This window comes from Rhizobium sp. WYCCWR10014 (assembly GCF_001657485.1).
GTDB lineage: Bacteria > Pseudomonadota > Alphaproteobacteria > Rhizobiales > Rhizobiaceae > Rhizobium.
This window is the reverse complement of sequence record NZ_LXFU01000046.1, coordinates 148,565-168,820: the sequence shown is the minus strand read 5'-3', so window position 1 is coordinate 168,820 and position 20,256 is coordinate 148,565. Positions and strand designations below refer to the sequence as shown.

Annotated in this window: 19 protein-coding genes; 8 read left to right on the top strand and 11 right to left on the bottom strand. The window is 61.3% G+C overall.

The genetic code is table 11. From position 1 onward, the window contains the following. Positions 1–233: 233 nt before the first annotated feature. Complete coding sequence (locus A6U98_RS25980) at positions 234–2,147, bottom strand: murein L,D-transpeptidase (RefSeq protein ID WP_064653873.1); 1,914 nt, start codon at positions 2,145–2,147, stop codon at positions 234–236. A gap of 94 nt (positions 2,148–2,241) precedes the next feature. After that, positions 2,242–2,508 carry a hypothetical protein gene (locus tag A6U98_RS36940; RefSeq protein ID WP_156667898.1) on the bottom strand — a complete coding sequence of 89 codons (267 nt, stop codon included), beginning with the start codon at positions 2,506–2,508 and terminating at the stop codon, positions 2,242–2,244. Between the two features lie 61 nt (positions 2,509–2,569). On the opposite strand from A6U98_RS36940, the gene fumC reads away from it, so the two are divergent. Next, on the top strand, positions 2,570–3,961 hold the full coding sequence (gene fumC, locus A6U98_RS25975) for a class II fumarate hydratase (RefSeq protein ID WP_064653872.1): 1,392 nt from the start codon (positions 2,570–2,572) through the stop codon (positions 3,959–3,961). Between the two features lie 132 nt (positions 3,962–4,093). Here the strand turns inward: fumC and A6U98_RS25970 are convergent, their stop codons facing one another. Further along, positions 4,094–4,927 carry a VCBS domain-containing protein gene (locus tag A6U98_RS25970; protein ID WP_064653871.1) on the bottom strand — a complete coding sequence of 278 codons (834 nt, stop codon included), beginning with the start codon at positions 4,925–4,927 and terminating at the stop codon, positions 4,094–4,096. Between the two features lie 193 nt (positions 4,928–5,120). On the opposite strand from A6U98_RS25970, the gene A6U98_RS25965 reads away from it, so the two are divergent. Continuing rightward, positions 5,121–6,728 (top strand): fumarate hydratase, encoded by a 1,608-nt coding sequence (locus A6U98_RS25965; RefSeq protein ID WP_064653870.1) that lies wholly within the window; start codon positions 5,121–5,123, stop codon positions 6,726–6,728. Positions 6,729–6,754: 26 nt separating this feature from the next. Here the strand turns inward: A6U98_RS25965 and A6U98_RS25960 are convergent, their stop codons facing one another. Beyond that, the gene (locus tag A6U98_RS25960) at positions 6,755–6,961 is read right to left on the bottom strand and encodes a hypothetical protein (protein ID WP_064653885.1); all 207 of its coding nucleotides are present in this window, start codon (positions 6,959–6,961) and stop codon (positions 6,755–6,757) included. A 347-nt stretch (positions 6,962–7,308) separates the two neighbouring features. On the opposite strand from A6U98_RS25960, the gene A6U98_RS25955 reads away from it, so the two are divergent. Next, a complete protein-coding gene (locus A6U98_RS25955) occupies positions 7,309–8,376 on the top strand; it encodes a GGDEF domain-containing protein (protein ID WP_027684452.1) in 1,068 nt (355 codons plus the stop codon). A gap of 239 nt (positions 8,377–8,615) precedes the next feature. Here the strand turns inward: A6U98_RS25955 and A6U98_RS25950 are convergent, their stop codons facing one another. Next, positions 8,616–9,227: a pyridoxamine 5'-phosphate oxidase family protein gene (locus A6U98_RS25950; protein WP_064653869.1), complete on the bottom strand. Its 612-nt coding sequence runs from the start codon at positions 9,225–9,227 to the stop codon at positions 8,616–8,618. Between the two features lie 37 nt (positions 9,228–9,264). After that, complete coding sequence (locus A6U98_RS25945; RefSeq protein ID WP_064653868.1) at positions 9,265–10,245, bottom strand: alpha/beta fold hydrolase; 981 nt, start codon at positions 10,243–10,245, stop codon at positions 9,265–9,267. Between the two features lie 47 nt (positions 10,246–10,292). On the opposite strand from A6U98_RS25945, the gene A6U98_RS25940 reads away from it, so the two are divergent. Next, the gene (locus A6U98_RS25940; protein ID WP_064653867.1) at positions 10,293–10,760 is read left to right on the top strand and encodes a MarR family transcriptional regulator; all 468 of its coding nucleotides are present in this window, start codon (positions 10,293–10,295) and stop codon (positions 10,758–10,760) included. A 24-nt stretch (positions 10,761–10,784) separates the two neighbouring features. Here A6U98_RS25940 and A6U98_RS25935 read toward each other — a convergent pair whose 3' ends face one another. Next, positions 10,785–11,954, bottom strand: coding sequence for a low temperature requirement protein A (locus tag A6U98_RS25935; RefSeq protein WP_064653866.1), 1,170 nt, complete (start codon positions 11,952–11,954; stop codon positions 10,785–10,787). A gap of 62 nt (positions 11,955–12,016) precedes the next feature. Then, a complete protein-coding gene (locus A6U98_RS25930; RefSeq protein ID WP_064653884.1) occupies positions 12,017–12,391 on the bottom strand; it encodes a DUF971 domain-containing protein in 375 nt (124 codons plus the stop codon). Positions 12,392–12,527: 136 nt separating this feature from the next. Here A6U98_RS25930 and moaA point away from each other — a divergent pair, with 136 nt between their 5' ends. Further along, positions 12,528–13,574 carry a GTP 3',8-cyclase MoaA gene (gene moaA / locus A6U98_RS25925; protein ID WP_064653865.1) on the top strand — a complete coding sequence of 349 codons (1,047 nt, stop codon included), beginning with the start codon at positions 12,528–12,530 and terminating at the stop codon, positions 13,572–13,574. Between the two features lie 359 nt (positions 13,575–13,933). On the opposite strand, the gene A6U98_RS25920 is transcribed toward moaA, so the two are convergent. Next, a complete protein-coding gene (locus A6U98_RS25920; RefSeq protein WP_064653864.1) occupies positions 13,934–14,719 on the bottom strand; it encodes a methyltransferase domain-containing protein in 786 nt (261 codons plus the stop codon). Between the two features lie 115 nt (positions 14,720–14,834). Here A6U98_RS25920 and A6U98_RS25915 point away from each other — a divergent pair, with 115 nt between their 5' ends. Genes A6U98_RS25915 through A6U98_RS25905 form a run of 3 tightly spaced genes read left to right on the top strand, consistent with a single transcriptional unit; the run spans position 14,835 to position 17,794 of the window. Beyond that, entirely contained in the window at positions 14,835–15,971 is a 1,137-nt protein-coding gene (locus A6U98_RS25915; RefSeq protein WP_064653863.1) for an ABC transporter substrate-binding protein, read from the top strand. A 6-nt stretch (positions 15,972–15,977) separates the two neighbouring features. Then, positions 15,978–17,048: an iron ABC transporter permease gene (locus tag A6U98_RS25910; RefSeq protein WP_064653862.1), complete on the top strand. Its 1,071-nt coding sequence runs from the start codon at positions 15,978–15,980 to the stop codon at positions 17,046–17,048. Then, positions 17,042–17,794 carry an ABC transporter ATP-binding protein gene (locus A6U98_RS25905; protein WP_064653861.1) on the top strand — a complete coding sequence of 251 codons (753 nt, stop codon included), beginning with the start codon at positions 17,042–17,044 and terminating at the stop codon, positions 17,792–17,794. The genes A6U98_RS25910 and A6U98_RS25905 overlap by 7 nt, the downstream gene beginning before the upstream one ends. Before the next feature lie 21 nt (positions 17,795–17,815). Here the strand turns inward: A6U98_RS25905 and A6U98_RS25900 are convergent, their stop codons facing one another. After that, a complete protein-coding gene (locus A6U98_RS25900) occupies positions 17,816–18,766 on the bottom strand; it encodes a sugar-binding transcriptional regulator (RefSeq protein WP_064653860.1) in 951 nt (316 codons plus the stop codon). A gap of 21 nt (positions 18,767–18,787) precedes the next feature. Beyond that, positions 18,788–20,254: an FGGY-family carbohydrate kinase gene (locus tag A6U98_RS25895; RefSeq protein WP_064653859.1), complete on the bottom strand. Its 1,467-nt coding sequence runs from the start codon at positions 20,252–20,254 to the stop codon at positions 18,788–18,790. Positions 20,255–20,256: the final 2 nt, after the last annotated feature.

The window sequence follows — 20,256 nt, the reverse complement described above, 5'->3', positions numbered from 1 at the left end:
GACCCAGGCTCTCCCACGGGCTTGGTGTCCCAAAGGTGCATCGGTCTTCCATCCGCCACCGCAAGAGGCATTACAGCGCCAGGAGCGGATAAAGGGAAGTTACAAAGGTGCCGGCAGGCGGATGAGGGGGCCATACGGCGCGTCCTCTCCTCTTATTTCTTGCACGCAGACACCCCAAAACAAACCGGGCGGCCCAAAGACCGCCCGCCAGCATCACTAATCAGATCCCAGTATCAGATCTGCGCCCCACGCGCCTTGGTCGTCGCGTCGAAAGCCTTATCGACATAGGCGTCGCGGCCGTAGACGTCGTCGAAATATTCCACCACGCCGTCCTTGTTCGGCCAGGCGGTGAAGTAGGAGACGTAGACCGGGATCTTCTGCGGCACGCGCACCGCATGGTTTTGCCCGCTGGCGATCTGCTTGGCGACGTCGTCGACCGTCGTGCCGAGTACGGCGGCCGCCATCGCCCGCGGATTGGCAAGGCGCACGCAACCGTGACTCAGCGCCCGCATGTCGCGTTTGAAGAAGCTCTTCGACGGCGTGTCGTGCATGTAGATCGCGTGGCTGTTCGGGAACAGGATCTTCAGTTCGCCGAGCGCATTGTCGCTGCTCGGCGGCTGGCGCACCGAAACATTATTGGTCGAGCCGTACCAGTCGACACTCGACGAGGCGACGGCGTGGCCGTTCACTTCGACCTCATAACCGAGCTGGTCGAGATAGTTCGGATCCGAGCGCAGCTTCGGCAGCATCTCGTTGATGATGATCGACTGCGGCACGCCCCAGAAAGGGTTGAACTCGACCGTCTCGATTTCGTCGTCGAAGAAATAGGTCTGGTTGTTCTTGCCGCCGACCACCACGCGCATCGACAGCTGCTCCTTGCCGTCATTGTGGTAGTAGACCATGTAGGCCGGCTGGTTGATCATGACGTAGCGGGAACCGAGATCCTCCGGCAGCCAGCGCGCCTGCTCCATGGCGACGACGAGCTTGTCGATCTTCGAGGCATTGGTATCGCCGCCGGTCATGGCGCGCACCGTCGCCTGGCCGATGACGCCATCGGGCTTCAGCCCCCGCTCTTTCTGAAAATCCTCGACCAGCGAAACGATGTCGGGCGAATAGTCGATGCTGCCGGCGTAAGCAGCAAGCGTTGCCGCATGATCGGTCCTCAGCGTTTCGGAACCGTGCTTGCCGATTGCCTTGACGATATTGGCGATCTCGGGCGAGCTCTCGCCAGGTCTCAGCAGCTTGTCGAGCGAAACGACGATTCGCTCTTCGTTGCCGCCGTCGGCGGCGCGAAGCTTGGCAAGCTCCGCCTTCAGCGCCTGGAATTGCGGACTATCAGGCGAGCGGCTGCCGATATATGCGCCGACATCGGGGCTCAGGCGGGCAAGCTTCAGCACCGGGGCCAGATTGACCACCTTACGCTGGAAATCGTGATAGCCGGAGATCTTGTTCGGATCGACGCGGCCGCGCACCGTGTCCTGCACGAAAGCGAGCACCTTGGCGGAGAGATCGAGCTCGAACTGTGTCAGCGCCCGGTCACGGAAGGCGGGATCGGGATTGGCCGGATCGATATCAGGCGTCTGGACAGCGTAATCCGCCGGGTCGAGGCCAACGACGGCCGCATCGGCAAGGACCAGCATCGCCGACTTGGCGCGGTCGTTGATCTGGTTGCCCTCGACCCAGACGAGCGGATTGCGGCTGTCGCCGTAATAGGCTTCGAGCGCCTTCGCGACGTCAGCATTGGCGCGCACCTTGGCCTGCGCCAGGAAGCGGCGCTGCACGGCAGGCTCGGCGCTGGCATCACCACTGCCCGAAACATCGGCGACCGCGCCGGTGACGACGGGATCGGCAAACCTGCCGGTATCGACGAACTGCAGCGTCTCGGTTTTGTAGGTATAATAACGCGGACCGCTCACCTTCGGCAGCGGCGCTTCCGGATCGAGCCCGCCGAGCGAGCCACCGGCGCCGCCGCGCTGGCCCACACGGCCGGGCGGCATCTGGTCCATGAAGATGGTGCTCTGGGTCCGCTGCCTGTCGCCGCGCAGCATGTCCATCAGTGTATAAGCATGCGCGGGTGCGGCACTCATCACTGCCACGCCGCAGGAAAGTGCCAATGCGGATGCCGCGCTTTTCAAAACGAACGTCATATATCTTCCAGTCCCGGTGTCATGCTGTTCTTGTCACGAGCGCAAGGCTCAAGCTCAAATCCCGCGAAACTCAAGCAGCGTAGGGCCTCATTGATCAGAAACAGGCCTGCGCCGCCAGCGCCGGCGGATTCAATTTTGTGTGACGGAGATCCTGCACGGCGCCGCCCAGCAGTTCACACAAAATTATGAAATTATTAGTTAATTTTTTACCGAATTTTCGCCGCCAGACCAGTCCGGCGAAAACGCCCGGACGCATAAAATTTCCAAAGTGGCTTAAAAGGCACGCCGAAAAGCCCGCGCAAACATGACTGCCGATTTCAATATTTCGCGCGGCGTCCAGTTTTCTTGTCGGACTTTCCAACCTATAAGACCTCATCTTTCGAAAATGCCCGAAAACAGCATCTAAAGGGAAGGCAAGGCTGATGACCGCAACCCGCACCGAAACCGATACTTTTGGCCCGATCGAGGTCGCTGCCGACCGATATTGGGGCGCCCAGGCCGAGCGTTCGCTCGGCAATTTCAAGATCGGCTGGGAAAAGCAGCCGCTGTCGATCGTGCGCGCGCTCGGCATCGTCAAGCAGGCCGCCGCCCGCGCCAACATGGCGCTCGACCAGCTCGACCCGGCCCTCGGCAAGGCGATCGTCGAGGCTGCCCAGGAAGTGATCGACGGCAAGTTGAACGACCATTTTCCGCTTGTGGTCTGGCAGACCGGTTCTGGCACACAGTCGAACATGAACGCCAATGAAGTGATCTCCAATCGTGCGATAGAAATGCTCGGCGGCGTCATGGGTTCCAAGAAGCCGGTGCATCCGAACGATCACGTCAACATGAGCCAGTCGTCGAACGACACCTATCCGACGGCCATGCACATCGCCTGCGCCGAGCAGATCGCCCATCACCTGCTGCCGGCCCTGAAGCACCTGCATGCCGCCCTCGACATGAAGGTCACCGAATTCAGTCACATCATCAAGATCGGCCGCACCCACACCCAGGATGCGACGCCGCTGACGCTCGGCCAGGAATTTTCGGGTTACGCCGCCCAGGTCGGCTCCGCCATCAAGCGCATTGAAATGACCCTGCCCGGCCTTTGCGAGCTCGCCCAGGGTGGCACCGCCGTCGGCACCGGCCTCAACGCGCCGCTGGGCTTTGCTGAAAAGGTCGCCGAAGAGATCGCCGCCATCACAGGCATGCCTTTCGTCACTGCGCCGAACAAGTTCGAGGCGCTGGCCTCGCATGACAGCATGGTTTTCAGCCATGGCGCCATCAATGCCGCCGCTGCAGCGCTCTTCAAGATCGCCAACGACATCCGTCTGCTCGGTTCCGGCCCACGCGCCGGCCTCGGCGAGCTGGCGCTGCCGGAAAACGAGCCCGGCTCTTCGATCATGCCCGGCAAGGTCAATCCGACCCAGTGCGAGGCGCTGACGCAGGTCTGCATCCATATCTTCGGCAACAACGCGGCTCTGACCTTCGCCGACAGCCAGGGCCATTTCGAACTCAACGTCTACAATCCGATGATGGCCTATAATTTCCTGCAGTCGGTGCAGCTGCTCGCCGACGCCGCCGTCTCCTTCACGGACAATTGCGTGGTCGGCATCGAGGCGCGCGAGGACAATATCAAGGCCGGCCTCGAACGCTCGCTGATGCTGGTCACCGCGCTTGCCCCGAAGATCGGCTACGACGCAGCCGCCAAGATCGCCAAAACAGCGCATAAGAACGGCACGACGCTAAAGGAAGAGGCCCTCGCCAGCGGCTTGGTGACATCGGAAGAGTACGACGAGATCGTGCGCCCGGAAACGATGATCGGGCCGAAGTAGGAAGGTCGCGTAGGCACAGCCCCATCCGGCTGCCGCCACCAACCGGGGTCGAGCCACGGGTCTCGACCCGTCCTTCGCCCCCCCGCTCGCGGGGAGAAGGTGATATGCCGCAACGCCTCGACACTCCCCAGCCTATAGCAAGGCAAACACCGAAAAATTGTCCATCACGACAGAATTGCCCATGAAGTCGAAACGGATTTCTTCGATGTCTTCGAGATTGACCTCGAGAGTGGGGCCGGTGACCTCGAGCTCCTGCTGATAGACGATCTGGCCGTCGTTCAGCGCGGTGAGCGTCAGGTGAAAGGGCGCTGCCGACAATTCGGCAATCGAAACGCTCTGAAAGGTGAATTCCCCGCCATCGAGCATTTTCAGGCTTACGGGCGCAGAACCCGGCGATAGAACGGTATCGCTGAAACCGTCCTCGGTGATGGCGTTGACGCCCGGGATCGTATCGTAGACGATGCCGTTCAGAAGCGTCACCTCGTGGCTGCCATTCACCGAGAGCGCAAAGTTGCGATAGTCAGGCAAAGAGAAATTATCGGCCCTCGACAAGACGCCCAAATCGTCGAAATTCAGGACCTCGTGGTATTTGTCGCCTTCGTTGACGCCGTCGATCGCGAGCGTCAGCACGCCGAGGTCCGTGCCCCCTGAGCCATCGGACATCTTGAAGCTCAACTTCTCGATGAGCTGATCGTATTTCGTTAAATTTTTCACGACGTCGAGTGTGTAGTCCAACTCGTACTCGAAGTGACCGTCAGGTTTCAGTCTGAAGGTTCCGTATTCGCCCCTTATGATCGTTTCGTGGTCAGGCCCATGTTTGGCGTCGATGCGCACGCCATTGACGAAGCGAACATACATGTCCGCTCCCTCGGGATCGCTGGAGAGGCGGAGCAGATTCCCGCGGATCCAATTGTCTTCGAAAAAAACGAGAAGGTCGTCGACAGCAGTTGGCTTTGCATTTGTCATTTGAAGCCCCGGCAGGTTAACGCTGCCGGGAATATGTACTGGCCTCGAACAGAAGGCAACTTGAAGTCGTCTTTTTGTCGGACCGATTTCGACGGTTCGCCTCATCCGCCGCGCGTGGTCCTGATTGCTTTTGCCCCGCTGCGGATTTAGACCGGTTCCAATCTAGCGACGCCCTACCAGAAAGGTCACTTCGATGGCTGACGATCTCTTCCCCCTCGGCAAGGATACCACCCCCTATCGCAAGCTCAGTGGCGACCATGTCTCGGTCGACACTTTCAAGGGCCAGGAGATCCTCACCGTCGAGCCGGAAGGCATTCGCCTGCTGGCCGAAACCGCCTTTGCCGATATCAACCACCTGCTGCGCCCCGGCCATCTGAAGCAGCTCGCCTCGATCCTCGATGACCCCGAGGCGACGGACAATGATCGTTTCGTTGCCTATGATCTCTTGAAGAACGCCAATATCGCCGCCGGCGGCGTGTTGCCCATGTGCCAGGACACCGGCACGGCAATCATCATGGGCAAGAAGGGCCGCAGGGTCTGGACCGAGGGCGAGGATACGGCGGCGCTCGCCCGCGGCGTCATGGATGCCTACGAGAAGAAGAACCTGCGTTACTCGCAGCTCGCGCCGGTCAAAATGTTCGAGGAGAAGAATACCAGAAACAACCTGCCGGCCCAGATCGACATTTACGAGGAAGGTACCGACGCCTACGAATTCCTCTTCGTCGCCAAAGGCGGCGGCTCGGCCAACAAGACCTTCCTTTACCAGGGTACCCCCTCGCTCTTGACCCATGATCGGATGATCGACTTCCTTAAGGAGAAGATCCTGACGTTAGGGACGGCAGCCTGTCCTCCCTACCATCTGGCGATCGTCATCGGCGGCACCTCGGCCGAGATGAACCTGAAAACCGTCAAGCTCGCCTCCACCCGCTATCTCGACGAACTGCCGACCGAAGGTTCCGAGAGCGGCCACGCTTTTCGCGACATCGAGATGGAGAAGGAAATCCACAAACTGACGCAGCAGATGGGCGTCGGCGCTCAGTTCGGCGGCAAGTATTTCTGTCATGACGTGCGTGTCATCCGCCTGCCCCGCCACGGCGCCTCGCTGCCGATCGGCCTCGGCGTCTCCTGTTCCGCCGACCGCCAGGCCAAGGGCCGCATCACCCGCGACGGCATCTTCGTCGAACAGCTCGAAACCGATCCGTCGAAATACATGCCCGAAATCGATGAGGCGAAACTGTCGGAATCGACGGTGCGCATTGATCTCAACCGGCCGATGGCCGAGGTGCTGGCCGAACTGTCCAGGCACCCCGTCAAGACGCGGCTGTCCTTGACCGGCACCATCATCGTTGCCCGCGACCTGGCGCACGCCAAGATCCGCGAACGGCTGGAAAAGGGCGAAGGCATGCCCGATTACCTGAAAAACCACCCGGTCTATTACGCCGGCCCGGCCAAGACGCCGGTCGGCTACGCCTCCGGCTCCTTCGGCCCGACGACGGCCGGGCGCATGGACAGTTACGTCGACCAATTCCAGTCCTTCGGCGGCTCGATGGTGATGCTCGCCAAGGGCAACCGCTCGCGCGCCGTGCGCGAGGCCTGCAAGAAGCACGGCGGCTTCTATCTCGGCTCGATCGGCGGCCCCGCCGCCCGTCTTGCCCAGGACTGTATCCGCAAGGTCGAGGTCTTCGAATATCCCGAACTCGGCATGGAAGCGGTCTGGAAGATCGAAGTCGAAGACTTCCCGGCCTTTATCGTCATCGACGACAAGGGGAATGATTTTTTCCAGGAACTGAATTTGGGGTGAGTGGGCGGGCTGCGTTGCCGCCAGCTCTACCGCGGCGAAGCCTTATCCGAGGCGCTTGTGTTCTGTGCCGTGACCGCCTCGCCCACGCTCACCACATCCCCGACATCGACCCTTGCCAGGATCTCCGTGCGGAAAGCGCCGGCGAAGAATCCAGTGTGCTCCAGCAGCAAGGTGCCGGCGGCGAGGACGGTGAAGGCGAGGATGGTGAAAGAAATATGACGGGAGGTTTCCACGATCTCACGCCCTGGCTTGCAGGCTACGATCGGTTTTGCGACCAAGAAATATCACGCCGAAATACCGGAACTGCAATACGAAACGGCCAAAACCAGCTGTCGACAAGATGAATACGGTCTCCGGCAGAGAAGAACTGTAAGTTTTTCAGACACTGTACCCGCCCAGCGAGTATGCACTGTCTCACTAAAGATACGTTTTTCCATGGAGAATCATAGGCCTGATCGAAGTATTACCCCGTGGGGCATTTGTCGTATGTAATCTTTGGTATATATCGCTTTAATCTTTTCCCAAGAAATTTAAGCTAACAAATAGAATATTGCCTTTGAATATATGAGGAGTTTGCCGGATGAATACGGCTGTCGCGCCCAAGGTGCCGGTTCCCGACGTTGCGGGTCAGATCACCTATGCCATGCGCTCCATGGGCGTCGCGCCGATACCGCGCAATTACCAACTCTTCTACGAGGCCTATATCGGCTCCAATCCAGCCCTCACCCGCGAGCTCGCGGCCCTCGGCGGCCAGGTGACCCAGGCCGAACTCGATGCGCTCGGCGCGCAGCACTTCACCCACAGCCCGGCCCGTGTCTTCGACGATGCCCATACGCGCATTGCCGGCGAGCTCGATGGCCTGCTGCGCATTCTCAGACAGGAGCAGAGTTCGCTGGAAAGTTACACCAGACTGCTCGGCGAGACCCACAAGCGGATCACCTCGAAGAGCAATGCCAGCGTCGAACTGATCGAAAACGCCATCGATCTGCTGAGCCAGGCGACCGGCGACACCATGGCGCATGGCGAACGTACGGTCGAGGATGTCGTCCAGCGCTCGCAGGAGATGGATCAGGTCCGCAAGGAACTCGACGAATACAAGCGCATCGCCAACACCGACTCGCTGACGCGCCTTTCCAACCGCCGCGCCTTCGACGACCGCCTCGCCGCCATTTTCGACAATTCGAGCATGCGGCCGGTGACGGCGCTGCTGCTCTGCGACATCGACAATTTCAAGAAGATCAACGACACTTACGGCCATCCGGTCGGCGACAAGGTGCTCGCAACAGTTGCCTCCGTCATCCGCAGCAATGTCCGCCGTGACATCTTCGTTGCCCGCACCGGCGGCGAGGAGTTCGCCCTCATCGTCGATGGCAACACGCCCGAGGAAGTGACCGCGATCGCCGAGCGCATTCGTCGCACGCTGGAGACGACGCCGTTCAAGAACTCCCGTACGCGGGTGAATTACGGTCCGGTCACTGTCTCGATCGGCATCTGCATGGCCTCCAGCGCCGGGGATGCCGGCGAACTCTACAGCAAAACCGACATCGCCCTTTACGGCGCCAAGAATGCCGGCCGCAACTGCACCATCCTCTATCAGGACGGCATGCAAAAGGATTTCACCAAGAGCTGGCTGATTTATAAGACGTGAGTGTAGTGCCGCGCCGGCGGCGAGTTTGGCTAGAACGCCAACCCCACTCTCCGTCATCCCAGGCCTCGAGCCTGGGATCCATGCCCAGGCTGCTGGTGGATGCCACGTGGATGCTCGGCTCAAGGCCGAGCATGACGGAGTGTTGGGTTAGTCCGCCGGTGAAACCGCAATGCCGGCCACCGGCTGAACTGACTTGCATGAAAGAGGAGAGGTGGGTGTCCGCTTCTCGGCAGCACACCCTACCACATCGTCTTCGCCGCCCGCCCCGGCCATTCCCGGTCGTAGGTTTCCTGTTCGAAATCGCCGGTTGCGGCCTTCAGCATCTGCCCCGGCGTCGGCAAGCTTGCCGGATCGGTGAAGTGCTCGGCGTTCCAGAGCTCGGCCCGCATCACGGCGCGCGCGCATTGGAAATAGACCTCGTCGATCGAAATGACGACGACGGTGCGCGGATGTTTGCCGTCCATCTCGAAGCTCGAAAGCAGCGCCTCATCGTTGGAGACGACACCTCGGCCGTTGATACGCATCGTCGTGCTCGAGCCGGGGATCAGGAACATCAGCGCCAGCCTCGGATCGCGCACAATGTTGGAGAGCGAATCGACCCGGTTGTTGCCACGCCAATCCGGCAGATGCAGCGTCTCGTCGTCGGCGACGCGCACCACGCCGCCAAGATCGCCGCGCGGCGAACAGTCGAGCCCTTCCGGCCCGACGGTCGCAAGCGCCGCAAACGGTGAGATCTCGATCATCTCACGATAGAGCGGGGTCAATTGCTTCGTCACCTTGGTGACGGAGGCCGGCGAAAGCCCGGCGCCATATATCGTGTTGAGCTCTTCGATGCTGCTGATGATTTTCATGAGGCGTCCCGCCGCGGCTTGATCTTCGCGACGGACGCTACAATGCCGCGCGCTTTGCCGGAAGCTCAAAAAACGGAATGATCTCCGCATCTTTTTTGATGCTTTCATCAGGCGCTTCACCCACGCCCCGATCGCCGTCGAGAAACGCGGCGATCGCGGCAAGAACCGGCGCGGCGCCAATGATGCGCCGATGCCCGAAGCCGTTCGCCCAGAACAGCCGAACGCCCTTTCCCGCCGCGCCATAACGCTTAGCATGGAGAGACGACACCTCCTTGTCATCTTCGGCGTGGATGACGAGCACCGGCCGGCCGATCTCGCCCGCCGCCGCGCCGGCGTCGAAATCCTCAAGTCTCCGCCCGGTGACGCGATGGACCTCATTCTCCAGTGCCGCTTGCGCCGCAGGGCGAAGACCGACCATCCGGCCGAAATCGGTAAACAGCCAGCCCATCTCGCTCGGCGCGCCGATCAGGACCAGGCGGTCGCCGCCAACAGGCGCCACGCCGGGCAGCAGGCCCGCCGCCGAGACCATCAGCGCCGCGCCGCCAAAGGAATGGCCGATCGCCGCATCGAATGCGCCGAAGCGCGCCTCGGCCGCCGCGATCGTCTCGACCGCAAGCCCCATATGCAGGAAGCGCCCGCCGGAACGGCCGTGGCCGGGAAAATCGAGTGCCACGACCTCCGCGCCCGTTGCCGCAAGCATCGAGACGAGTTCGGCCATATATGCCGCGCTCGATCCCCAGCCATGCGTCACCAGATAGCGCTTGCGTTTGCCCCTCGCCCCGCCGTTCAGCCGATAGGCATGCGCTTGGCGCCCGCCGGCGAGCCGGAGGGTGAAGCGTTCGGCACCGGCAAGCCGGGCCGCACCCGCCGCATGCGCCAGCTTCGACTTTGTGCCCTTGGGTCTTGCTGATGGCGTCCGGCAGAACAGCTGGAACGCCGCTTTGGCCGCCAGATCAGGAGAAACGGCCTGTAGAGCCGAAAACCCGAGGCGGGTGACGTTAAGCGCAAAGTTTGCCATAGTGGGATTCCAAAAGACTGTTCAACACTGAACAATAAAGTACAACGATGAACAAAAATCAATCCCTTCCCTGGGATCATCCGCGTTTTCGCAGCTGGATCGCGGTGGCTCGCGCCTGCCAGCTCATGCAACAATCCCTGTCCCGCTCGCTTGCCGATCTCGACATCAAGCCGCCGCACCTCGATATCCTGGTCAATCTCTATCGATTCGAAGGCATCTCGCAGCAGGAACTGGCGCGCAAACTGCTGGTCGGCCGCTCCAATATGAGCATGCTGCTGCCGCAGATGGAAAAGCGCGGTCTGATCCTTCGCCGCGATGACGAGCGCGACAAGCGCGTGCTGCGCCTCTATTTGACGCCAGAGGGTCGAAAGCTGAGTGAGGAAGCCATGGTCATCCAGACCGGCCTCATCGATCGCGTGCTGTCGGACGAGCCGATAGAGCAATGCATGGCGACCGCCGATTCGATGGAGCGGATCATCACCATGCTGCTGAAAGATCTGCGCGACGAGGACTGATGTTCAATGCAGCGTCGGCGCCGCCTACGTACCGGTCAGCGAGCGGTATTCCCAGGCGGCAACGACGATCAGCACCAGCGTCGCCAGAATGCCCATCAGATAGACCTCGATGAAGGGCGCGACAAAGGCAAGCAGGATCAAAAACACCAGGCCGGCGAGATGCGACAGCGGCATCCGGCCGCTGGTCGCGCCCTTGAACCAGAGATTGCCGATCAAAAACAGGCCGGAGCCGCCGAGCACGGCCGCGGCAATACCGAGATCGCCGGTCTCGTGCGGATGCGAGAACATGAATTCGACCGCGACCGCATGGACGATGATGCCGGCGAGGATAGGGATATGCCCATAGGTGAAGGCCTGCCGCGCCAAGCTCCCCGGCGTCTCTTCATGCTCGATGCGGTGGGCGGCGCGACCGTGTCCGAAGCGGAAATAGAGCCACCACATGGCGACCGTGCCGATGAAGGCGGTGACGAAGACGACGCTGGTCAGTCCTGAGAACGGCAGCTCCGCAAAGGTGCGGCCGGAAACGAGGATCGCTTCGCCGAGGCAGATGATGACGAAGAGTGCACAGCGCTCCGCCATGTGCGCGCCGGAAACGTCCCAGTCCCGCGCCGTCGAGCGGCCGAGCCCCGGCACGGCAAAGCCCGCGGCCGGCCCGGCATATTCGATCGCAAGCGCTATCACCCAGGCGATCAGCCGGGCTTCATGCTCGAGCAGCCCGCCAGCGATCCAGAAGACCCCGGCGGCCACAAGCCAGGCGGTGATGCGGACGAAATTCAGCGTATTGGCGCGGTCGACGCGCGTCATCGCATAGGTCGTAAACAGCGAGCGCCCGACCTGCATCGCCACATAAGCGCCGGCAAACAGCAGCCCCTTGTCGCCGAAAGCCTCGGGGATGGAGGCAGACAGCAGCAGCCCGAGCATCATCAGTGCCACCAGCATCCCGCGCACCGGCATCTTGTCCGGATCGAGCCAGTTCGTCACCCAGGCGGTGAAGATCCACACCCACCAGACGGCGAAGGTCATCAGCGCCGCTTCGGCCGCACCGAGTGGCGTGTAGTGGGCGGCGAGCGCATGCGAGAGCTGCGAGATCGAAAAGACGAAGACCAGGTCGAAGAACAGTTCGAGGAAGGTCACCTTGTTGCCGCTGGCGCTGCCCTTGGCGCGCAGCCAGTTCTTTCCGTTCGTTTTCGCCATATGGCCCCCCGATGGCTGGAATTATGAGTCTGTTGAAACTGATAGCGGCGCTCTCGTGAGCGTCAGCGCGGCTTCTCCGCCGTATCGCGGTTCATGCCCTTTTCGCTGAGCTCGTTCTCGTAGGTCGAAAACAGCTCCGCGCCCCGTTCGCCGAGCTCGCGCAGATAGGTCCAGGTGTAAATGCCGGTATCGTGCATGTCGTCGAAGCCGATCCGGACTGCGTAATTGCCGGTCGGCATCATCGAGATGATCGCGACATTGCGTTTGCCCGGCACCGTCACCTTCTGGCCCGGCCCATGGCCTTGGACCTCGGCCGAGGGCGACATCACGCGCAAGAGCTCGGCCGACAGATCGAAGCTCTGGCCGTCATTGAAAGTCACCGCCAGCCGCTGCCTGTCTTTCGAAACGCGAAGTTCGCTCGGCCAGATATCGCTCATCATTTTGTCCTCTTCTCATGCGAGGAGTAGGCGTTGATCTTTTTCAGCGCAAGCTGAAATTGGCATGCTCGCGCGGCTGTTTCCCTTGACGCGACAATAGCATATGCCCACATTGATGAGAGGTACGGAGACACAGGTGAACACCAGAGTTGGAACGATAGGCAATGCATCGCCGCTGGTAGCGGATGCACATCCGATGATCGACCCCTTCGGGCGGGCGGTGACCTATCTCCGCGTCTCCGTCACCGACCGCTGCGATTTCCGCTGCACCTATTGCATGGCGGAGAATATGACCTTCCTGCCAAAGAAGGATCTCTTGACGCTGGAAGAGCTCGACCGGCTCTGTTCCGCCTTCATCGCCAAGGGTGTCAGCAAGATCAGGCTGACCGGCGGCGAGCCCTTGGTGCGCAAGAACATCATGTATCTGGTGCGCCAGCTCGGCCAGAAGATCGGTTCCGGCCTCGACGAGTTGACGCTGACCACCAACGGCTCGCAACTTTCGCGCCATGTCGAGGAGCTCTATGATTGCGGCGTGCGCCGGATCAACGTCTCGCTGGATACGCTCGATCCCGACAAATTCCGCAAGATCACCCGCTGGGGTGATTTCGCCAAAGTCATGCAAGGCATCGACGCCGCTCAGAAAGCCGGTCTGAAGATCAAGCTCAACGCCGTGGCGCTGAAGGATTTCAACGATGCCGAGATGCCGGACCTTCTGCGCTTCGCCCATGGCCGCGGCATGGATTTGACCGTCATCGAAACCATGCCGATGGGCGAGATCGAAGAAGACCGCACCGACCAGTATCTGCCGCTTTCAAAGCTGCGCGCCGATCTCGAAGAGCAGTTCACGCTTGCGGACATCGATTACCAGACCGGCGGCCCGGCGCGTTACGTCAGGGTCGAAGAAACCGGCGGCCGCCTCGGCTTCATCACACCGATGACGCATAATTTCTGCGAGAGCTGCAACCGCGTGCGCCTCACCTGCACCGGCACGCTCTACATGTGCCTCGGCCAGAACGACGCAGCCGATCTCCGCGCCGCACTCCGCGCCACCGAAGACGACGCCCTCCTCCACGCCGCCATCGACGAGGCCATAACCCGCAAACCAAAAGGCCACGACTTCATCATCGACCGCACGCATAATCGCCCAGCAGTCGCGCGGCATATGAGTGTCACCGGAGGGTGAGGCGCGGTCCCGCAAAGCGGGAGCGATCGATCCAGTGAATCGATCGCAGCGCCGAACGCCCTGAGCCCCGCGAAGGGCCGGGATACGGTGCGGCAGACTCCCTAAACACAGCGGCCGCACCAACCCCCAAGAGGGCATCATCCTCAGGCATCTGGAAGGAAAGGAACCGCGGCGCCGCCGCATACCTCTTCTCCCCAGCGGGGAGAAGTGCCGGAGCGATAGCGAGGCGATGAGGGGGTGAGCGGCAAAGCCGCGAATGCCCTGAGGGCAAGCGAAGGGCAATGAATGATGTGCCGTGTGGCCCCCTCATCCGACCCTGCGGGCCACCTTCTCCCCGCTGGGGAGAAGGGGAAACCCCATCACCCAGGCTTGCGCGCACAGATCGCAAACCGCTCCTGCACCATCCGCTCAAGCCCGCGCAGGAACGGCATCTTGCGGGCCTGCGCCCAATGGATGTCAGCGAGTTTGCGGTCGACGACGATGTCCGTAAAACCGGCTTGGCGTAGAAGATCGACCACTGCTTCGGCCGGCATCTGGCTGGAGAAATGCACGCGTGAGCGGATCTTCTGGTGCCGTGCCATCATCTCCGGCGACATGTGGCTCGCCGGCGGTTTGCCTGTTACCTTCGCCCAGAGCTTCTGCAGGCCCTTGACCCAGGTTTCCTTGCCCATATTGCCGTCGAGGATCAGCACCTTGCCACCCGGCTTCAATACCGAGAACCATTCCTTAAACGCCGAAGCCGGGTCGACCAGCGTCCAGACGAGATGGCGGTTGGTGATGACGTCGTAGCTGTTCTTGGGCTCCATGGTGTTTTCGGCGTCGCCGGAAACGAAACGGATATCGGTGCCGCGCTTCTTCGCCTTGGCGCGCGCCTGCGCCAGCATCGCATCCGACCAGTCGAGGCCGGTGACTGCAAAGCCGGCGCCATGCATCAGGTGCGAGATGACGGCGGTGCCACAGGCGAGATCGAGCGCCGCGCGCCCTTGGCCCTCGCCCAGATGTTTTCTGATCAGCCGCTGCCAGCCTTTGCGCTCCGCTTCCGAAAAGATTTCATGGCCGACGCTCTGGTCGAAAGTCGCCGCCCGTTCCGACCAGAAGTCGCGAATTTCGTCGCGGATCGAGTAGTTCGTGTTCATGGAATTCATCTGAGGCACCCCGGCATCGGATCAGTCTGGAAACGCTCTAAAACATATAACTTGATTCACAAAGTCATATTTCTTATGCCTGCGGACATTATTCAGACACCGGGGGAATTTCCAGATGAATTTCGTGAAAATGCTCGCAGTCTCCGCTACTGCGCTTGCGAGCTTGATGCCGCTTTCGGCCTGGGCGCAATCCTTCACCGTCAAGGATGTCGCGGGCCGCGAAGTGACCTTCGACAAACCGGTCGAACGTGTGATCCTTGGGGAAGGCCGCATGCTCTATGCCGTCGCACCGATCGAGAAGGAAGATCCCTTCGCCAAGATCGTCGGCTGGCGTAACGATCTCTGGACCACCGACAAGGACGGCTTCAACGCCTATGTCGAGAAGTTTCCGAAGGGCAAGGACCTGCCCTTCCTGGGCAACCTGACCGATGGCACGCTGCAGACCGAGACGGTCGTCAGGCTTCATCCCGATGTGCTGCTGCTGCCGATCGGCAACAAGGCGGCCGCTGACGAGGTGAAGCTCGAAGACATGCTGAACGGCATCGGCGTGAAGATCGTTTATATCGATTTCCGCGAGCATATCCTCGCCAACACCGAGCCGAGCCTGAAGATCCTCGGCCAGATCTTGGGCCATGAAGACCGCGCCGAAGCCGTCGCCAGCTTCTGGAACGAGCAGATGGCCCGAGTCACCGACAAGCTGAAGGCCGCCAATCCTCCGAAGCCAAATGTCTTCATGTACCGCGCCGCAGGCCTGGTCGAATGCTGCGGCACTTTCGGTCCCGACAATTTCGGCCTGATGGTCGATTGGGCGGGCGGCCACAATCTCGGCTCCGATTTCCTGCCGGGCTATACCGGCTCGATCAATGCCGAGCAGGTCGTCGCCTCCAATCCTGACGTCATCGTCGTCACCGGCTCCAACTGGAGCCAGACCAAGAACGCCAAGGACTTTGTGAATGTCGGCCCGAATGCCGCCGCCACCTTCGACGACAGCCGCAAGGCGCTGACCACGCTGATGGAAAACCCTGCCTTCACCGGCTCCAGGGCGGTTGCCGGCGGCCATGTCCACGCGATCTGGCACCAGTTCTATACCAGCCCCTACCAGTTCGTCGCCGTCCAGCAACTGGCCAAGTGGTTCCATCCGAACCTCTTTGCCGATCTCGATCCCGACGCCACCTTCAAGGAATTCCACGAAAAATTCCTGCCGGTCGCCTATCAGCCGGGTTACTGGGTCGACGCCAAGGCGGGCCAGTAATCCAAAATGGCCGAGATCGCCGCCATATCGATTGATGCCGAAGCCGGGAGGGAGCGCTACCGCGCCCTCGCCCGGCGCAAGCTGCTGATCCTCGCCGCCATGACGGCGGCGCTCTGCCTGTCCTTTGCCGTCGATCTCGCCTGGGGGCCGGCCCGCTACAGTCTTACCGAGGTCGTCTCCGCTCTTCTCGACCCCTCCTCCGTCTCCGACCAGGTGCGGGCCGTCGTCTGGGGCATCCGCATGCCGGTTGCGGTGATGGCGATCGTGGTCGGCGCCTCGCTCTCCGTTGCCGGCGCGCAGATGCAGACGATCCTCGCCAATCCGCTCGCCAGCCCCTTCACGCTCGGCATTTCGGCGGCGGCAAGTTTTGGCGCCGCACTGGCGATCGTCACCAGCGTTCCGCTTCTGCCGGTTGCAGCCGGGCTGCTGGTGCCGGTCAATGCCTTCATCATGGCGCTGATCGCCACGCTCTTCATCCATTTCGTCTCGCAGGCTCGCGGCGTCTCGGTGCAGACCGTGGTGTTGCTCGGCATCGCGCTGGTCTTCACCTTCAATGCCTTGCTCGCCTTCCTGCAATATCTCGCCTCCGAACAGGCGCTTTCGGCTGTCGTCTTCTGGACGATGGGCAGCCTCACCAAGGCCACGTGGCCGAAGATCTGGGTGACGCTCGCCGTTCTCCTGATCGCCCTGCCGCTCTTTGCCCGCAACGCCTGGGCGCTGACGGCCATCCGCCTCGGCGAGGACAAGGCTGCAAGCTTCGGCGTCAATGTCCGCCGCATCCGGCTGGAGACCATGCTTGTGGTCTCGCTGCTTGCCGCAGTCCCCGTCAGCTTTGTCGGTACGATCGGTTTCGTGGGCCTCGTCGGGCCACATATCGCGCGCATGATCCTCGGCGAGGATCAGCGCTTCTTCCTGCCGGGCTCGGTCCTGTCGGGCGCGCTGCTCTTGTCGCTGACCTCGATCGTCTCGAAGTCGATCATTCCGGGTGTCGTCTTTCCGATCGGCATCATCACCGCGCTGGTCGGGGTGCCCTTCTTCTTCTCGCTCATCCTCTCGAACAGGAGCCGGTCGTGGTAGCGCTTCAGTTGCAGTCGGTCGGCGCCTATCACGGCCGTAAGCTTTTCGTCGAAGACGTGACGACGCCGGTGATGAAATCAGGCGAGGTCGTGGCGGTGATCGGCCCAAACGCCGCCGGTAAGTCGACCCTCTTCAAGCGCATCACCGGCCTCCTCAAAGGGCCGGGCCATGTCGTCGTCGAAGGCTCGAAGACCAAAAACGCCATCAGCTACATGCCGCAGGATACCTCGGCCAACGCGGTGCTGACGGTCTACGAATCCATCCTGCTTGCCCGCAAGCAGGGCCAGTCCTGGGCCGTCGGCGACAGCGACCTGCGCTTCATCGACGAGATCATGAAGGCCCTTGATATCACCGCCATCGCCTTCCGCGATCTCGGCGCGCTTTCCGGCGGCCAGCGCCAACTCGTCTCGATCGCCCAGGCGCTTGTCCGCGAGCCCGAGATCATGCTGATGGACGAACCAACAAGCGCTCTCGACCTGCACCGCCAGGTCGAGGTTCTCGACTTCATGCGTCGCCAGGCCCGCGCTAAGGGCATGATCGTGCTGATCGCCATCCACGACCTCAACCAGGCCCTTCGCTTCGCCGACAAGGTCCTCGTCATCGCCAACGGCCGCATGCACGCCTGCGGCACCCCCCGCGACGTCGTCACCGCCGAAATGCTGCGGGAGATCTACAGGGTCGAGGCCCGGGTGGAGAAATGCTCGCTGGACCACGATCATGTGATCGTGGATGGGACGGCGCATTGAGGTTGGCAACAGTCTGCTTCGTCAGTCGATCAGTCGCTGCGCGGTAAACTTGTCCGTAACAAGCATGTGGATGACCCCCACGCGGAGCGCCCCTGCGATTGCGTCGGTCTTTTTGGACCCGCCGGCAAGAGCAATGACCCGGTCCACCCGTTCGAGATCCTCGAGTGGAAGCCCTATGACCCGGTCGTCCAGGGGTGTCTTGACCGGCTTGCCGTTTTTATCGAAGAAGCGAAGCGAGATATCGCCGACGGCTCCCGCTTCCGCGAGATCAGACAGTTCGCGAGACGAAAAGATGTTGCCTGACCGTGCGAGAAGTTCGGACGGTTCGACTGCTCCGATTCCGACAATCGCAAGCGTTATGCTGCCGAACAAGTCCATCGTCTCCCGAACGTATGGATCGGCCTGCATAAGAAATTTTGCCTCTCTGGACGTCGTAACGCCCTGCACAGCGAGCAGTTTTGGCTCAGCGCCGGTCAGCCGAGCAAGCCGCGTGGTGAGCTGCGTCGCATGCGTCTGCACTGAAGGATCGCCCATGCCTCCGAGGGTTTGGACGACGTATTTCGCCTGAGCGCTCTTCAGCGGATGAATGTTCTCGACCATCTTGGAGATGGTCTGGCTCCAACTCGAAACGCCGATGATCTCCCCTGGCGCAAGCGTCACCTCCAAGAGATGAGCCGCTGCCTCGCCGATACGGGCCATGATGGCTCCGTCCCGATCTTCCGTACACTCAACGACGATCGCCTCTGGCAAATCATATTTCTCGCGAAGCGCGCTCTCAAGCTCGCTGTAGGTGCCAACCGGGGGGGTCACGCTGGTTCGCACAATATCTTCCGCCTCGGCACGCTTGAGCATGCGCGACACCGTCGCCTGCGACAGGCGAAGGTGCTGTGCGATCTCCGCCTGTCGCCGTCCCTCCAAGTGGTACATCTGGGCGACCCTCGAGATGAGGCGGAGTTCATTGAGGCGAGTCATCGCTAATCCTAGAGTGAATTTTTATTCATCATTAGCCGTTGTTTCGCGTGCCGTCGAGCGGGCAAGTGCATCATTCCAGGTATCCAGAAGCACCGCTCGATCCACGGGTTCCGGGTCAATGATATGCGAGTTTCGAGGCAGCTCTGCGATAACCTGAAGATCGCTCCACAGGCCAAGTGAGAGACCCGCGAGATATGCGGCCCCCAAAGCCGACGCCTCGGGTGCTTCGCATTGGATCACGGGATGTTCGATAAGGTTCGAGACACACTGCATCAGAAAGCGGTTCTGGCTCGGTCCGCCGTCTACATAGAGCGCCCCGAGCTCGCCGCCGCTTTGTGCTCGCATGGCGGCGATCACGTCGTGCACCTGGAAGGCGATCGAGTCGGTGACCGACCGCGCCATTTGCGCACGCGTCGTATTGAAGTTGATCTGGGAGAACAGGGCACGGGCGTCGGAGTTCCAATAGGGTGCGCCCAGTCCCACGAATGCTGGCACGAAGCCCGGTCCGCCCGGTTCGGCGCTCGCCGCAAGTTCGACAAGGGCCGCCACGTCCGAAAGGCCGAGAATGCCTGCCATCCAGGGGAGACTGGCGGCGCAAACCAAAATATTGCCTTCGAAAGCGAAAGTCGGCTTTCCTTTGAGACGCCATGCGACGGTCGTCGTGACGCCGTTGCGTGGGGGAATAAATCGCGGAAGCGTCGTCATCACCGACGAGCCGGTTCCGAAGGTTACCTTGCCATCACCCGGCTTGAATGCTCCATGACCGAACAGCGCAGCATGACTGTCTCCGATCACGGCCATTATCGGAGTTCCATCCGGCACGCCTGGCAACCCTTGCGTCCTGCCGAAGTCGGCAGAGCTGTCGAGCACCTCGGGGAGAAGCGCGATATCCACCCCGAAAATCTCGCCAAGTTCCCCGCTCCATCTCTGCTCCTGGAGATCGAACAACTGACTCCTGGCGGCATTGGAAGCATCGCAGGCATGCCGGCGCCCGCCTGTCAGGCAGTGGACGAGCCAACTGTCGACCGTTCCCAGCCGCACCGATCGCCCGGCCGGAATACGGTCGAGCAGCCATCGGAATTTCGAACCCGGGAACATCGGATCCAGTGGCAGGCCTGTGAGCGCCTGCACACGGTCAAGGTGGCCTTCAGCAATGAGACGTTCGCAATCCTGTGCCGTTCGACGGCACTGCCAGCTTACCACCGGTCCAAGTGCCTCTCCCGTTTCGGCATCCCAAGCAGTGACTGACTCGCGCTGATTGGAAATCGCCACGGCCTCGACAATGACGTCGGGGGCGGCCTTCAGGCAGGCGTCGATCGCCTCGCAGACGGATGCGTAGAGCCGGCGTGGGTCTTGTTCGACCCAGCCTGGTTTCGGATAGGTGACGCCGACCGGAGCCGAACCTCTGCCAACAATTTCTCCCTTTTCGGAAACCAGAACTGCCTTTGAATTGGTCGTGCCCTGGTCAATTGCCAGAATTGCCCGCATTC